We start from the raw sequence: 17,400 nt of genomic DNA, 5'->3' as shown, positions 1-17,400 counted from the left end.
CCCGGCAAGACCTGTGATTTGACTTCGAAGTGCGCCTTTCGCGGCGCACGTGTCTCCTCGTTCCTGGATTGAAAACTGCCGCCATGCATGACCAAATCGAAAATATCTATTCGCTGACCCCGCTGCAAAAAGGCCTGCTGTACCACGAGGCCTATGCGCCCGAATCCCGGGTCTACTACCAGCAGATGAACATCGGGCTGGCCGGTGAGCTCGACCTTGATGCGTTCCGCCAGGCCTGGCTGGCCCTGATCCAACGCCACGCAGTGCTGCGCACGGCATTTCTCTGGGAAGAGCTGGACGACGCCTATCAAGTCATCCTCAAGGAAGTCGACCTGCCTCTTCGTGAAGTCGATCTGCGCGGTCATTCACAAGGACTGGCGGCCCTCGCCGCAGAAGATCATGCGCAGGCGTTCGACCTGGGTGCCGCCCCGCTGATGCGCTTGACCCTGGCGCGACTGGACGATGTGAACGGCCAGGCGCAGTGGTCGCTGGTCTGGACGCACCATCACCTGTTGCTCGACGGTTGGAGCGTCGGCTCGCTGCTGGCAGACTGGCGCGATCTGTACCGCGCGGCACGGCGCGGCCAGCATGCGGCGCTGGAACCGGTGCGTCCCTTCCAGGATTACGTGGCGTACCTTGGTGAACGACCTTCATCAGACGATTTCTGGCGCAGCCGCCTGGCGGACTTCACCCATACCACCCGGGTGCCCGAATCAGACCCGCGTGGCCTGACCGCCGACCCGGTAGACGCGCACCTTCCGTGCACCGAGCATTCAGTGACGCTGGACGCGGCAACGACCGCTCGCCTGGCGGGCTTCGCCCGGAACCACAACCTGACCATCAACACCTTGCTGCAAGCGGCTTACGCTTACCTGCTGGGCCGTCACAATGGTGCTGATGAGAGCCTGATCGGCGTCACCGTGGCCGGACGCCCGGAGCGTTTGAACGGCGTTGAGCGCATGGTCGGCCTGTTCATCAACACCCTGCCGTTGCGCGTTCGCTGGGACGATTCGCCGACCGTGGGTCAATGGCTGGCGGGTATCCAGGACTGGAACGCCGAAATGCGCGAGCACGAACACACATCGTTGGCCAGTCTGCGGGCATTGACCGCGCTGCCGCCGGGTGGCGAGTTGTTCGAAGCCATCATTGTGTTCGAAAATTTCCCGTTTCCCCGGGAGCTGGATCAGATCGACGACGGCCTGTTCGGCCTGCCGGAGGCCGACCAGGCCGCGTCCTTGCGCCACACTGGCGGGCGCAACAACTACCCGATGTCGCTGATCGCGTCGATGCAAAGCGACTGTTTGCAACTGCACCTGGTGCATCAGCGCAAACGCTTGTCCGATGCGGCCGGCGCGCGCTTGCTGGACCAATTGACGGCGCTGCTCGAGGCACTCAGCCATGACGCGAACCGGCCCCTGGCAGACGTGCCCCTGTGTCTGGCCCATGAACTGGAGCTGACCCGCCACTGGGGCAACGGTGCCACCCTCGAATTGCCTGACGCACCGCTGCACGAACTGATCGCCGCTCAGGCCCGCCGCTTTCCGGAGCGTGAAGCCGTGCGCGACGCCAACGGCGCCTTGTGCTACGGCGAACTGCTTGAAGCATCGACCGGACTGGCCAACGCCTTGCGCCAGCGTGGCCTGCAACAGGGTGACCGAGTCGCGCTGGCCCTGCCCCGCAGCAACGACGCGGTCATCTCGTTGCTGGCGGTGATGCAGGCCGGCGGTTGCTTCCTGCCGCTGGACCTGGGCCAACCGGCCTCGCGCCTGAGTGCGCTGATCGCCGGTGCCGAGGTGAATTTCATCATCGGTACGCCGGCCTTCGAAAGCGCCACCGTGCAAGTGATCGATGCCTCGGCCCGCGCCACCGGCATCGACCTGCCAGCGGTGGATCAACAGGCCTGCGCCTATGTGATCTACACCTCCGGCTCCACCGGTACGCCCAAAGGGGTACGCCTGTCTCATCGGGCTATCGTCGCCTATACCACCGGTATTCTGGCCGAGCTGGGGTGCGTCGAGGCAGAGCGACCCTGGCGCCATGCGCTGCTCTCGACCCTGGCGGCAGACCTTGGGTACACCCAACTTTTCGGCGCTCTGGTCAGCGGTGGCAGCCTGCTGCTGGTGGATGATGACACCCGTGCCGACCCGCACGCCCTGGCGCAGTGTTTCGCTGATTTCCCAGCGGATCTGGTCAAGCTCACCCCCAACCACCTGCACGGCTTGCTCGCCGCAGATGCCGACGCCAGGCTGCTACCTCATCGCGCGTTGTTGCTCGGTGGCGAAGCGCTGCAAAGCACGCTGCTGGACACGGTTCGCGGGCTCAACCCGGACCTCGCGGTCTACAACCACTACGGCCCGACCGAAAGCGCGGTGGGCATTTGCCTGTCGCGCATCGACCAGCCCCTCACCGGTGTGCAACCGCTGGGCAAGCCGCAGCCGAATCGGCTGCTGCGGGTTCTCGACAGCCACGGCCACGCAGTACCCGTCGGCGTACCGGGCGAACTGTGGGTGGGCGGTGAAGGCCTGGCCATGGATTACCTCGGCGATCCGGCGCAAACCGCTGCACGCTTTACTGTCGTCGCCGACCTGCCCCGCGCCTACCGCACCGGCGACCGCGTGCGTTGGCTGGAGTCTGGCGAGCTGGCATTCCTCGGGCGTGTGGACAACCAGATCAAACTGCGCGGCTATCGCATCGAGCTGGGCGAAGTCGAAGCGCAGATCAAACGCCTGTCGAGCAACATCCAGCAAGTGCTGGTGCGCGTGGTGCAAACGGCCAACGAGACGCCACGCCTGGTCGCCTGGTTGGTGGCAAGCACCTCCATGTCTGCCGACAAACTGCGCCATGACCTGGCGCTACGCGTGCCGGACTACATGGTACCCGCGGATTTCATCGCGCTGGATGCCATCCCCCTGAACCCCAACGGCAAACCGGACATCGCCCGCTTGCCCTTGCCCGATGCCCTGTCCCGCCAGGACACGTACGAAGCTCCACGGGACTCGGTGGAGCGTGCGTTTGTCGAGATCTGGCAGGATGTACTGCGGGTAGAGCTCGTCGGCATTCACGACAACTTCTTCGCGCTGGGCGGTGACTCGATCCTCAACCTGCAAATCATCGCCCGGGCGCACCAGCGTGGCATCAAGCTGACGCCCAAGCAGTTGTTCGAAAACCGCACCATCGCCGAAATCTCCGCAGTGATCAGCCAAGGCGCGAACTACAGCCGCGATGCCGGCAGCGTGGCGCGCAATGTACCGCTGACGCCGGGTCAGCATGCCCGCCTCGAAGCCGGCCCGTTGACGGCGGATTGGCGTTGCGTGGCGTTGCATGCGCCGATCAGCGTCGAGGTGTTAAGCCGTGCCGTGTCGGCCCTGCAAAAACAGCACCGGGCGCTGCAATTGGGTCTGGCCCAACAGGCTGACGGACACTGGATACAGACCGTGCCGACTTCGCCTAAACCGGTCACTGCCAGTCGCCAGCCGCTGAACATCGATGACTCCAAAGCATTGGCCGAGCTGGCTGAAACCACCCTGGCCGCACTGGACCACGCAGCAGGAGAAGGGTGGCATGCGTGCCTTTCCGAGCAGGGCGATGCGGTGCTGTTGGTCACTCATGCCCTGCGTCTGGATGCCAGTTCCTGGGCTTTGCTGATGACCGACCTGGCCTTGGCCGTAGCGCAAGCGCAATACGATCGTGCAATCGAGTTGCCGCGTCACGGTGGCAATCCGGATGAATGGGCAGAGTATCAAAACACCCGCGCCAACGATGAGGACGGGTTGGAGTCGGCGTGGGAATACTGGCTGCAATTTGCCGGTGAAACCGTGCCGTCCAGACCGCAACCGGAGGGTCCGGCCACTGAACGCCGCGTACAGATTTCGGCGCCACTCGGCGCCCGTCTGAATCTGCTGCAACGCCGTAGCCACGCACCCTGGGCATCGCTGGTGGCGACCGCTGTCGCAGCGGAACTGGCAGAACGCAATGCCGACCCGCAGGTCTGGCTAAGCCTGGATCGCGGTCGCTGCGAGCGCGCTCGCCTGCCGCTCACCAGCGCCTTGAGCCGCACCGACTTCGACCCGGCCACGATCATTGGCGCGCTGACCCACGCCGTTCCCCTGCGCCTGACCGTGACACCGACGGCCAGCGCCGCGCAGATGCTCACGCAGGTTGACGCACAACTGGCCGCCGCCCCGAACACGGGGGATGATTATGGCGTGTTGCGTTATCTGGCCGATAACGACTACTTGCGCGAACCGCTGCTGAGCCTGCCACAGCCTGCTGTGCATATCGCCATGGCCGGCGAATGGCAGCCCCATGAAGGGCCGCTGGGCGCCGTCATCGCTGGCAGCGCGCCGACCAATGCAGGCGGACTGACCGTTTGCGTCAGCCTGCACCACGGTCAACTGCAAATCGACTGCCGTGGTCCGGGCGCCGAAAAGTGGGCCGCGGTGCTGGAACAGCGCCTGGCCCTGCTGGCCGCCGACGCCGAACAGGCTATCCCCGGTGCCCACGCGTTCCCTCTGTGCCGCGCCGCCGGACACGACCTGACCGCCCTTGGCACGAACTTCGACTGGGCCGGCATCGACGATTTGCTTCCCCTGTCACCGATGCAGGAAGGCATGTTGCTGCACACCCTGCTGCGCCCCAACAGCGGCATCTATCTGATGCAGCAACGTTATCGCTGGGACGGTGAGCTGGACCGCAGCGCCATCGAATACGCCTGGGCACGCCAACTGGCCCGTCATCCGATGCTGCGCACCGGGTTCTGGTGGCAGGACGGCAAGGCTGCCCTGCAGTGCGTCTATCACGACACCGACCCGGCTTTCGCCTGGTACGACTGGCGTCACCTCGACGAGGCGAGCCGCCAGCGTCAACTGGACGCCGTGCTGGACGCCGAATGTCGTCAGGGTTTCGACATGCGCCGGCCGCCGCTGACGTTCTTGCGGGTATTCCAGGTGGCCGATCGAGAGTTTCTCATCGTGCGCAGCTTCCATCACATTCTGACCGACGCCTGGTGCTTCGGCCTGTTGATGGCCGACCTCTTCGCTCACTACCAGGCGCGCGTACTCGGACAGCCCGTGGCGCGTCCATTGCTGCCGTCGTTCAGCAATTACGTCCATTGGTTGCAATGCCAGGACACGTCCATCACCGAGCAATTCTGGACGCGCGAACTGGCCGGTTTCAGCGCGCCGACACCGCTGGTGGTGGATCGCCCGACCGCGACGGAGCAAGCGGTTGAGACCGTAGCCAACCTTGACGTCACCTTGTCGATTGCCGACACCCGCGCATTGACTGCGTTGTGCCAACAGCACCAGCTCACGCCCAACACCTGGATTCAAGGCGCGTGGGCCCTGCTTCTGTCGCGCTACAGTGGCAACGATGACGTCTTGTTCGGCGTCACGGTGTCGGGCCGTCCAACCGACCTGCCCGGCGTGGAAGACATCGTCGGTCTGTTCATCAATAGCCTGCCGTTGCGGGTCAAGGTTGACGATGAACAAGCCGTGGTGCCATGGCTGCAAGCGCTTTTTGCGCACAACGTCGAATTGCGTGCCTACGAACACGCACCGCTGGTGGATATTCAGCGCTGGAGCGAAATCGAACACGGTCGCTCGCTGTTCGACAGTCTGGTGGTATTCGAAAACGCGCCGTTCGACGCCGGCCTGTCGGATCGCCAGGTCGATTTCAACGTAGACATCTACGAAGACCGCGTGCACACCAACTATCCAATGACGGTGGTGCTTTACCCCGGCGATCGCCTGGGCATTCGCCTCACTTACGATGCCGCACGGTTCGACTCCGAGACCGTCCAGCGCATGCTCGGCCACTTGCGCCAGTTGCTGACCCAAATGGTTGCCCAGCCTGGCGCCCCCCTGGCTTCGCTGTCGATGTTGACGCCGCAGGAACGCCAGACCCTGCTGGTGGACTGGAATCGCAGCGAACTGGACTTCCCGCTGGATCATACCTACGCCGAGCTGTTCGCCCGTCAGGTGGCCGCGCACCCTCAGCGCATCGCTGCCGTGTGTGGCGACGACAACCTGACCTACGCCGAGCTGGATCAGCGCTCGAATCGCCTGGCCCGTGCCCTGATGGAAACTGGCGCCGGTCGTGACACCCTGGTGGCTCTGGCCGGCGAACGCGGTCTGCCGCTGCTGAGCATGATGATCGCCGTGCTCAAGGCCGGCGCCGCCTATTTGCCGCTGGACATCAAACATCCACCTCAACGCTTGGGGGAAATTCTCGAACTGTCCGGCGCGACGATCCTGCTGGCCAGTGACAGTGCCGATTCGGTCATCGACCCAGCGCTGGCTGCGTGTACCGCCACACCGCGACGCTTGCGCACCGAAGCGCTCTGGCTGAGCGGCGATGCGCAGCCATTACAGGTAGCGGGCACTCCTGACGACCTGGCCTATGTGATCTTCACATCGGGCTCCACCGGTACTCCCAAAGGCGCGATGATCGAACAACGGGGCATGCTCAACAACATCTTCGGCAAGGTGCCGACGCTGGGTCTGTCGAGCGCTGACCGAATTGCCCAGACCGCCTCTCCGGCGTTCGACATTTCTGTCTGGCAATTCCTCGCTGCACCGCTTCTCGGCGCCACCGTACACATCCTGCCAGACGCGATTGCCCATGATCCCGAGCGTCTGCTGGCTGCCCTGGAAAACCAGCAGCTGTCGGTGCTCGAAGCCGTGCCGACGATGATCCGCGCCCTGCTCGACCTCGCTGGCACCGACATGCAACTGCTGGCGCTACGCTGGTTGTTGCCGACTGGCGAAGCCCTGCCTCCAGCGCTAGCCAAAGCCTGGCTGGGGCGCTTTGCCCATGTGCCGTTGATGAACGCCTATGGCCCAGCGGAATGCTCGGACGATGTGGCGTTCCATCCGCTGACCTGTGTACCAGACGAAGACGGCAATGCAATGCCGATTGGCCGGCCTACCGCCAACAACCATCTGTACCTGGTTGACGCGCAACTGCGTCCGGTGCCGGTGGGCGTGCCAGGTGAAATCTGCGTCGCAGGCGTGGGTGTAGGTCGCGGTTATCTCAACGATCCGGAGAAAACCCGGACTGCGTTCGTCGCGCACCCGTTCGAACCCGAGGCCCGTTTTTACCGCACGGGTGACCTGGGGCGCTGGCGTGCGGATGGGGTGATCGAGTTCCTCGGGCGCCGCGATCAACAAGTGAAGATCCGCGGCCACCGTATCGAACTGGGGGAAATCGAAGATCACCTGGGTCGTCATCCCGCTGTACAGGCCGCGGCCGTGATCGTCAACGCGGATCAACGCGGCGATCTGCAACTGGTCGCATACTGGACCGGCGACGACACACCGGTGGCGGTACTGCGTGAATGGCTGGCCCAACGCCTGCCGTCCTACATGGTGCCGGCCCATTGGCAACGGCTGGAGGCATTGCCGTTGAACGCCAACGGCAAAGTTGACCGCAAAGCACTGACGTCTCGAACGCTGGACGACCACCTGATCGAACAACGACCACTGAGCAGCGATACCGAACAGCAACTCGGCGCCATCTGGGCGCAGATTCTCAACGTGCCTGCGATCGGCGCCGACGACAATTTCTTTGCCCTTGGCGGGCACTCCTTGCTGGCAACGTTGGTGGTTTCGCGAATCCGCAGCCAGCTCGCGGTGGACCTGCCATTGCGTGCAGTCTTCGATCATCCGGTATTGGAGAACCTGGCCCGCGCCATCGACAGCGCGCGCTTGCAGACAGCGCCATTGGCCCCGCCCGGCATTACCCAGGCGGATCGGTCGCAGGCCCTGCCGCTGTCGTTTGCCCAACAGCGTTTGTGGTTCCTCGAACAGTTGAACCCTGGCTCCAGCGGTTTCAACATTCCGTTCGCGCTGACGTTGACCGGTACGCTGAATGTCGAAGCCCTGCGCCTGGCATTCGAGCAATTGGTCGCCCGTCATGAAGTGTTGCGCAGCACCGTACACAGTGACCATGGTGAGCCTTGGCAGCGGATCCAGACGGCGCAGGCGTTTGCCTTGCCGGTCACCGATCTGCAACAGGTCCCGGTCGAGGAACGGGAGCCGGCCATCCAGGGGCAACTGTCCGAAGTCTTCGGCCAGCCATTCGACCTGACCCAAGCACCGTTGATTCGAGCACGATTGTTGCAATTGGACGCGCAGACTCATGTCCTGGCCATCGCCATGCACCACATTACCGTGGACGCCTGGTCCATTGCGCAACTGGTCGATCAGCTGGCCAGCGACTATGTCGGTTCAGGCAGCCCGACGGCCCGCATCGCCCCGCCCGCCCTGCAATACGTCGACTTCGCCGTATGGCAACGCAAGCATCTGCCGGGCCCGCTCTGGCAGCAACAATTGGCCTACTGGCGTCAGCAGCTGCAAGCCAGCCCGGCGCCGCTGTTGTTGCCGGGCGCCCAGATGCGCGAACACGATGGATGCGCGCGGCATCGCAGTCGCTTGCCGGCGTCCTTGGCTCGGGCCATCAGCGATTTGGCAACGGCTTATGAGGCCTCACCGTTCATGGTGCTGCACAGCGCGCTGAACGTCGTGCTCCACCAGCAAACCGGACGTGAAGACCTGTTGGTCGGGACCGACATCGCCAACCGTCATCAACAGCAGACCGAAGACATGGTCGGGTTTTTCGTCAATCAGTTGGTGCTGCGTTGCCGCGTAACGCCGCAACAGACGTTCGAACAGTTGCTCAGTGATTCACGACGAGTGGCGCTGGATGCCTTTGCCCATCAGGACTTGCCGTTCGACGCGCTGGTGGCTGACCTGCTGCCGCAGCGAGACGCACGGTACACACCGTTCTTCCAGGTCAAACTGGTGGTGCAGAACACTCGCCAGCAGGACCTGCATCTGCCGGGATTGTCGATCAGCGAACGTGAACTGGAGCCACAGGCCGCGGACGTGGACCTGCTGGTCAACGTCGTGGATGACGGTGCAGGGCTGCTGGTGGTGTACGACTACGACACTGGCCGCTACGCCCGTGACTATATCGAGCTGTTCGACAGCCTGTTCGTTTGCCTGCTGGAGCAGCTCAGCCTGAACGCCGACACCGACGTCGCCGGGTTGCTGCGGTCACTCGACCAGCTGCAACAGACCCGTCGTGAACAGGCTCAGGCCACGCTGCGTGAAGCCGGCAGCGCTCGTCAGAGCGTCTTGGGCCAGGCCCGTCGTCGCAGTGTCGTGAAGGACGCCGAGCAATGATTGCCATCGATGCATTGTCCCTCGTGGTCATTTCCAACCTTTTTGTGCAGGTCTCAGCATGACTCAGTCTCCCGAAGACACGTCGTTTGAAGGTTTCGAACTGTCGCCGCAACAGGCCCACCTGTGGCGCCTGCAGCGAACCCGCCTGGCATCGGCGACGGCGCAGCGGGCCACGCTGCGTATTCGCAGTGAACAACCGCTGGATGATGTACGGCTGACCAACAGCTTGTTGGCGCTGATGCAACGCCACGAGATCCTGCGCACCCGCTACCCACAGCTGCCGGGGCTGTTGCTGCCGATGCAGGCAATCGACGACTCGGCCAGTGACTGGCAGGCGCTGGGCATCGAGCTGCACGTGGACGCTCAGTCGGCCACGTTGCACGTACCGGCCTTGCATCTGGACAGCACCAGCCTGGGTTATCTCGGCGAAGAATGGGCGCTGGGCTATCTGCACGCGGGCTCCGCTGAATCACCCTTGCAATACGCTGACTACGCGGCCTGGCGTCTGGAGTCGGTGGACGAACAAGGACGCAGGTTCTGGGATGAGCAGTTCAACGCCATGGTTGCAGACGTGCCACTACCCTGGCATCAGCGGAACCCGGCATCCTGCGCGGTAATCGTCCCTGAACACGTGCAACTGCAGCTCGACGACTCGACCCGGCAACACCTTGAACGTCAAGCGAGCCAACTCGGCGTAAGCCCTGGCATTTTCATGCTCGGCGCCTGGGTTACCTTGTGGCAACGCCATAGCGAAGCCGAACGCCTGACGCTCGCCTACGAGAACCAGGCGCGGCCTGACGTATTGGGCGATGCCCTCGGTCTGTTTTCCGAACCACTGCCGTTGACACTCGATACCCCGCCCGGGTTGTCGTTTGCCGCGTTGTGCCGACAACTGAGCGAACGCATTGGCCTGCTCAATGACGGCCGCGACAGCTACCCGAGCCATATGAGCAACACCCCGTCGCTGACGGGCGTTGGTTTTCGCGAACTCCCGGTCACGCCCGACAGCGCCTTGAACGATGCCGGGTGGCGGATAGAACAGGCGATCAGCGTCAGTGCCGGCTGCGCGCTGCTGTTGCAATACCAGCCGTCGTCATCCAGTGGCTTGTCGCTGCATTTCGACGCCGCGCTCTATACACCGGCCCATGTCGAAATCCTCGCCGAGCAACTGCTGAGCGTGATCGAGCACAGTCTGCGTGAGCCCTCCGTCAACCTGGGCCGATTGACTACCTGCAGCGCCGCCGAACAGCAACGTGTCACTGGTGCGCTGGCCGCTTCGCCATCTCTGGGTCCGGCGCAGGAACAGCAGTACGCCGCCACCTTCGCACTGCCAAACCTGGCCGCCAGCTTCATCCTCGACGCCACCGACCGCGCCCAGCGCCCGGCAGTGACGGGCCCCAGCGGCACCTTGAGCTACGCCGAGCTGGATCAGCGCGCCAGTGCGCTTGCCCAGCACCTGCTCGCCCAAGGCCTCGCGCCTGGTGCGCGGATTGCGCATTTCCTGCCGCGCGACATCGATGCGGTGGTGGCACTGGTTGCGATTCTGCGCGCCGGTGCCTGCTACGTACCGATTGATCCGAGCTACCCCGCCGAGCGCATCGAACATATCCTGCAGGACAGCCAGGCACGCCTGGTGCTGACCCATCACGCCCGCGTGCAAGACCTGCCGACGGACTGGCAGCCGAGCGCGCTGGCAATCGATCAAGCCGTGTCGGCGGTGCCGCTACGGAAAGAGCCGCGGGTCTCGCGGGATCAACCGGCCTATCTGATCTACACCTCGGGCAGTACCGGCCAGCCCAAGGGCGTGGTCATCAGTCATGCCAACGCCCTGCACTCCCTCGCCGCGCGGCTGGCGGGGTATCCGCAGCCGGTGCAACGCTTCCTGCTGCTGTCATCGTTCGCCTTCGACAGCTCCATCGCCGGACTGTTCTGGAGCCTGGCCCAGGGCGGTTGCCTGCACCTGGCCAGTGAAACCGAACAGAAAGATCCGTTGCAGCTGGCCCGGTTGATCCGCAGCCACAATGTGTCGCACCTGCTGGCGTTGCCTTCGCTGTATGCGTTGTTGCTCGACGAACTGGGCGATAACCCGAGCCCGTTGAACACGGTGATTGTCGCTGGCGAAAGCTGCCCGTCAGCCTTGGTGGACAACCATTATCGCCGCCAGCCCGGCGCGCAGCTGTACAACGAGTACGGCCCGACCGAAGCCTCGGTGTGGAGCACCGTCGCCCTCTGCCGGCCTGACCGGGGCATGGGTCCCGTGCCCATCGGCCGGGCTATCGCCCACACTCGGGTGTATTTGCTCGACAGCGACGGCGCGCCTGTCGCCCGAGGGCTCAAGGGTGAGGTCCATATCGCCGGGCCTGGACTATCCGAAGGGTATCTCGGGTTGCCGCACATGACAGCCGAGAAATTTATCCAGGCCAGCCATCCGGCGCTCGGTGGCCAACGTCTGTACCGCACCGGCGATTTCGCCTGGCAGGATCTGGACGGACAGTTGGTTTTCCTCGGACGTACCGACTCGCAAATCAAATTGCGCGGCTACCGGATCGAGCTCGGCGAAATCGAAACCGCGCTGTGCAAGGTCAGTGGCGCCAGACTTGCGCTGGTCTTGCTCGATACAACCCAGGCCGAACCCAGCTTGCGTGCTTTCGTTGAGTCGGCTACTGAACTTCAGGCCAGCGTTGTGCGCGAATCCCTTGCGGCGCTGTTGCCGGCGCACATGATTCCAGCCGACATCCAGTGGCTGACGCAACTGCCCCGCACCGCCAATGGCAAGATCGATCATCGCACCTTGCTGGCCCGACAGCCGAACCACCGTCTCGCGGCCTATGCAGCGCCAGAGGGTCATGTCGAGCAGGTTCTTGCGACCGTGTGGCAAGAGCTGCTGGAAACGCAAATCATCGGACGCCATGACGATTTCTTCGCCCTCGGTGGCCATTCGTTGCTGGTGGTGCGCATGACCGCCAGGCTGCGCGCCATGCTCGGCATCGAAGTGCCGGTCAACGTGATCTTCCAGCACCCGACGCTGATCCAGCTCGCAGAGCAAATTGCCCGGCCAGACGACCGTTCAGGCGTCCTTGTCCTGCAGCCCGGCGCGGCAGACCAGACACCCCTGTTCTGCCTGCATCAGCCGGCGGGCGGGGTTCATCATTATCTGCCGATGGTCGCGGGGCTGCCCCAAGAGATACCGGTTTATGGCATCGCGCTGCCTGAGTCGTTACGCGATCAGGACCTCGTTGCGTTGGCCAGCGCATACGTGCCCCAGATTCGCCAGGTTCAGGCGCAGGGCCCGTATCGCCTGGGCGGTTGGTCCATGGGCGGATTGCTCGCGGTGGAGCTGACCCGACAACTGGAAGCGGCTGGGCAGACCGTCGAATGGCTGGGATTGTTCGACAGCACGTTCCACGCCGAGGACGCAGGCCTGGCATGGGATGCGTTGTACGCAATCGTGCAGCAGGAACTCAACAACGACAGTCGCCAGCGACTGGCCACGCTCGCTCCGGAAAAACTGACACAATTGCGCACGGCCACTGCGCATCTGGATCGGGTGGAGCAATTGCGTTTCGCCCTGCTGCAATGGACGATCGCCAACGGCCTGAGCCTCAATGCTCCGCTGGCGTACGTCGAGCAGGTCTTGAATGTCATGGCTGACGCACGTCGCTGGGTCACCGGCTACTCAATGCCCATAGTGCAGGCGACCCTGAACCTGTGGTGGGCCGAACAGACCCTGGTCGAGCGTCCGACCCTGCCTGCGCAATGGGACGCCATCAGCCAGCGAACCTGTCATCATCGGGTCCCCGCCGATCACGACACGATCCTCGGGCAGCCCGCCTTCCATGAACAACTGAACAAGTCGCTGGCCGTGGCCTCGACGGAACCCGTCGCATGAACCTGATTCTTTATCTCTACCGCCAATCGGCACGCCTGTTGGCATTGGCTTCCATCAGCGGCGCCCTGGGCGGCCTGGCCAGCGCGGGTTTGGTGATTCTGATCAACCGTGGCCTGGCCAACCCGCATCAGTTGCCGGAGCTGGCTTTAGGGTTCTTCGGGCTGTGTGCGGGCATGTTGCTATGCAAACTCTGCTCGGAACTGTCGTTGCTGCATCTGACCCAAAGTGCCATTTTCCAGATGCGCATCGATCTGTCGCGCAAGCTGCTCGCGACTCCGCTCAAGCGTCTGCAAACCATGGGCAAGCACCGCTTGTTGGTGATCCTGACTGAAGACGTGCACACCTTTACCGCTGCGTTCGAGTGGGTCCCGCTGCTTTTCGTCAACGCCGTGGTGACATTGGCCTGCTTCGCCTACCTGGCCTGGCTGTCATGGTCATTGCTGCTGATCCTGGCGTTGTTCCTACTGGTCGGTCTGATCGCGTTTCACCTGGCCGAACGTGGGCCGCTGAGTCACCTGGAGCGGGTGCGACAACAGAAAGATGTGCTTTATCAGCATTTTCGCAGCCTGATCGAGGGCAGCAAGGAACTGCAACTGAGCAACGCTCGCGGCGAAGCTTTTGTCGAGCGCGTCATTCGTCCAGGCGCCGATGAGTTTCGGGTGCGATTTTTGCGCGGCATGGCCGGATATTCGGTGGTGGCCAACCTTGGCACCCTGCTGTTTTACCTCAATCTGGGCGTACTGCTTTTTGTCGTGCCGTTCTGGCTGCCGCAATCAATTACCGTGCTCACCAGTTTCACGGTGACATTGCTCTATCTGGTGCGCCCTATCTCCGACCTGATGATTGCCCTGCCCTCCTTGCGCCAGGCCAGTATTGCCCTGACCCGCATTCGTCAGCTGGACGCCGAATTGAGCACCGAAGCCCAGATCGCTACGCCACTCGGTAATGCGTTCGCCAGCCAGGGGTCGATGCATCTGCGGCTTGATGGGGTATGTCACCGCTATCCGGGCGAACATGAGGATCACCCGTTCCTGCTCGGGCCAGTAGATCTGACCCTGGAGCCTGGCGAGTTGGTGTTTGTCGTTGGCGGCAACGGCAGCGGCAAGACGACGCTGTCAATGCTGCTGCTCGGGTTGTATGCGCCAGAATCCGGCTGCGTCGTACTCAACGGCGTGACGGTGGACGACGACAACCGTGAACAATACCGCCAGCACTTTGCCGCGGTATTTGCGGACTTCCATCTGTTTGAACATCTGCTCGGAGAGGATGGTCCCGGCGCCGAACAACGCACGGCCGATGCAACACGTTACGTCAAGGCGCTAGGCCTGGGACACAAGGTCAGTATCGTCGACGACCGCTTCTCCACGGTGGAGCTCTCCACCGGCCAGCGCAAACGGTTGGCGCTGGTTTCAGCGTATCTGGACGACAAACCGTTCTACCTGTTCGACGAATGGGCGGCCGACCAGGACCCGTCCTTCAAGCGGGTGTTCTACATGGAGCTGTTGCCGGAACTCAAGGCAAGGGGCAAGACGGTGATCGTGATCACTCACGATGATGCCTATTTTTCCCAGGCCGACCGGGTGTTGAAAGTCGAGAATGGCCGTCTCACCGAAGTCGAAGCCGAAGCCGCCTACGCTTGACAAGGCACGGGCATATCCCGGTTCCGAAACGCGTGATCAACCACCGGCTAGGCATCCTGATAGATGGAGTGCAGGTAACTGACCTGCACTTCCACAGGCAGGCGGTGCAACTTGGGACAGGACTCACAGAGCACCGGCATCTGCCTTTCTACCGGTTCGTGTAGCTGGTAATGCAGGCAACAATGCTTTCGCAATGGAAGACGGGGGCAGATCAGCGGCGCGGGTGACTCTACCATGCGCTGCAGGCCTCGCAGCCTCAGGCGACCGCCGTTAACCGTCACCTGCTCCAGCCACTGGTGTGCCTGCGCAAACCCCGTTCTGGACAAATCAGGGTCCATCCTGGCAAAGGCACCGTCCCAGATGGCAACCATGTTGGCCCAGAGGATCTTGGGTGCCAGCCCACCGGCAGGGGCCAAGGCAACGAACAGCGGCGCCAGGTGTTCATGAACCAGCCGATTCCAGTAGGCGGCACGCCCCTCGGGAGATAACGCCACCAGTCGGGCATTCAACCCCAACGCCATGGGCTCCCCCTCGGAGTGGAACAGCACCGCCTCGTCCCCCCAGAAATCGATCGCGACATCACGAGTGAGCACACAAGCCAGGGCGGCTGGCAGGACAATGCTCATGTAGTTCATTGACCATTGCGATACCACAGCCGCGCGATTCACCCCCGGATATTGCAGGGAAAACCGGGCCAGCAGGGGTTTCAACACGGCTGGGTCGGCAACATGACTTAACCCAACAGACGGTTGATCGTCAGATTCTTGCCGAATGACCCGTGTTATCGGCGGCCAGGCCCGGTTAAGCCATTCTGGAAATTCGATAACGGGGCTCCCGTGGCTTTCCCTAATTAATGCAAACGATTAGCATTGGCTGATCCTATCCTCCCTCCCCTGCAAACTCAACGTCGCAAGCGACCGGGCTTACCAAGACCACATGCATACACTTCGCAATTTCTGGCGGCTCGCACGGCCTTTCTGGGCATCCGAGGAAAAATACCCGGCCCTGTTGCTGCTGTTCGCCACCGTGCTGATGACTCTGTGCATGGTCGGTATCAATATCCTCACGAACTTCTGGAACCTGCATTTCTACAATGCCTTGCAAGCCCTGGATTACCACGGTTTCCTGATGGGCAGCCTGCAGTTCATCCTGCTGCAGATCGGCACCGCCGCGTTTACCGTCGGCGCGTTTCACTTCCAACAGAAGCTGACGCTGCGCTGGCGTCGTTGGGCAACGCGGAACATGCTGGGCCAGTGGCTGGATAGCCAGCGCTACCATAAGCTGAAATTGAGCGAGACCGACGTCGATAACCCGGATCAACGGATTGCCGAAGACATCGACCTGTTCATTATAAAATCCCTCAAGTTGAGCCTGGGGCTGCTGACCTCGGTGGTATCGCTGTTTTCATTTCTGCACATCCTCTGGCAAGCCTCCAGCCTGGTCAGCGTGCCCTTCAATGGCGAGGCGCTCGTTATCCCCGGACTGCTGGTGTGGGTTGCGCTGGTGTATGCACTTGTCGGAACCGGCGTCGCATTCTGGCTGGGACGCGCGCTGCCCGGACTCAATTTCATGCAGCAGCGACGCGAAGCGGATTTTCGCTTTTCACTCATCCGCCTGCGGGAAAATGCCGACTCGGTCGCCCAATATCGGGGAGAAGCAGCAGAAAAACAACGTTTCAACCATCGCCTGGAGGCAGCACTGGAAAACTTCTGGGCCCTGGTAAAAAAACAAAAACTCATCATGGGCTACTCAACCCTTTATCTGCGCAGCGCCACGGTCATTCCCATGTTCATCATGGCGCCGCAATTCTTCGCGGGAGCATTCCCCCTCGGCCGCCTGACGCAGATCAGCGCCGCCTTCGGAGAAGTGCACGCAGCCATCGCCTACCTGGTAGAGGTATTTCCGGAGCTGTCGGAATGGAAGTCGGTGATCGACCGGTTGGTCGGCTTCCAGGAGCGTCTGGATAACGTCGAGGTCGGGTCCCAGGTCAGGCTCGAACAACAACACCATGGTCTCGACATCAAGAACCTGGACGTCTGGCTGCCCAACGGTCGGCAATTGTTCAAAGGCTTCAACCTGTCGCTCAACCCCGGCGACAGCCTGCTGGTGAGCGCACCGTCGGGCTATGGCAAGTCGACACTCATCCGCGCGATCACCGGGCTCTGGCATCACGCTCGGGGCTCAAGCCATTACGACCGCGAGCGGGCCCTGACGCTGCCGCAAAAGCCCTATCTGCCATTGGGCAGCCTTCGCGAGGCGCTGTGGTATCCCCTTGCTCCGCGCGATGATGGGGACACCGCCCTGCGCCTGACCATGGAGCAGGTGGGCCTGCAACATCTGGGCGATCAACTGGACGAAGAGCGTGATTGGTCGCAGACCTTGAGCGTCGGCGAACAGCAGCGTTGCGCGTTCGTCCGCGCGCTGCTGGCCCGCCCCACGGTGTTGTTTCTCGACGAAAGCAGTTCCGCGCTGGACGTGGCCAACGAGGCGCGTTGCTACCAGTTGCTCAAGCAAACCCTGCCAGACACGATCCTGGTCAGCGTTGGCCATAACGCTTCGCTGGAGCGTTTCCACCGCCAGGTCCTTGAGTTGCAGAGCGATCAGGAATGGGTGCAGCGAAACGTCAAGCGCGCGGTATGACCGGCGCCCATCCGGGCGCCAGGGGCCCTGTCCTGGTGCTCGGTTA

5 protein-coding genes are annotated in these 17,400 nt (G+C 62.7%); 4 read left to right on the top strand and 1 reads right to left on the bottom strand.

Annotation, left to right across the window (positions count from 1 at the left end):
- Positions 1 to 83: 83 nt before the first annotated feature.
- From M1E16_RS12030 to M1E16_RS12020, 3 genes are read left to right on the top strand one after another with little or no spacing between them, the layout of a single operon-like run.
- The gene (locus M1E16_RS12030; protein ID WP_458130030.1) at positions 84 to 9,185 is read left to right on the top strand and encodes an amino acid adenylation domain-containing protein; all 9,102 of its coding nucleotides are present in this window, start codon (positions 84 to 86) and stop codon (positions 9,183 to 9,185) included.
- A gap of 58 nt (positions 9,186 to 9,243) precedes the next feature.
- Positions 9,244 to 13,074, top strand: a complete 3,831-nt coding sequence (locus M1E16_RS12025) for a non-ribosomal peptide synthetase (protein WP_458130029.1) — start codon at positions 9,244 to 9,246, stop codon at positions 13,072 to 13,074.
- Positions 13,071 to 14,714 carry a cyclic peptide export ABC transporter gene (locus tag M1E16_RS12020; protein ID WP_458130028.1) on the top strand — a complete coding sequence of 548 codons (1,644 nt, stop codon included), beginning with the start codon at positions 13,071 to 13,073 and terminating at the stop codon, positions 14,712 to 14,714. Before M1E16_RS12025 ends, M1E16_RS12020 begins: the two co-directional genes overlap by 4 nt.
- A gap of 47 nt (positions 14,715 to 14,761) precedes the next feature.
- Here the strand turns inward: M1E16_RS12020 and fhuF are convergent, their stop codons facing one another.
- Positions 14,762 to 15,424, bottom strand: coding sequence for a siderophore-iron reductase FhuF (gene fhuF / locus M1E16_RS12015; protein WP_458130320.1), 663 nt, complete (start codon positions 15,422 to 15,424; stop codon positions 14,762 to 14,764).
- A gap of 226 nt (positions 15,425 to 15,650) precedes the next feature.
- Between fhuF and M1E16_RS12010 the strand changes: the two genes are divergently transcribed.
- Complete coding sequence (locus M1E16_RS12010) at positions 15,651 to 17,354, top strand: ABC transporter ATP-binding protein/permease (RefSeq protein WP_458130027.1); 1,704 nt, start codon at positions 15,651 to 15,653, stop codon at positions 17,352 to 17,354.
- Positions 17,355 to 17,400 lie beyond the last annotated feature (46 nt).

It is taken from the genome of Pseudomonas sp. Z2-11, from assembly GCF_054161305.1.
The sequence above is the reverse complement of the archived record's forward strand: the minus strand, read 5'-3'. Positions and strand labels throughout refer to the sequence as shown.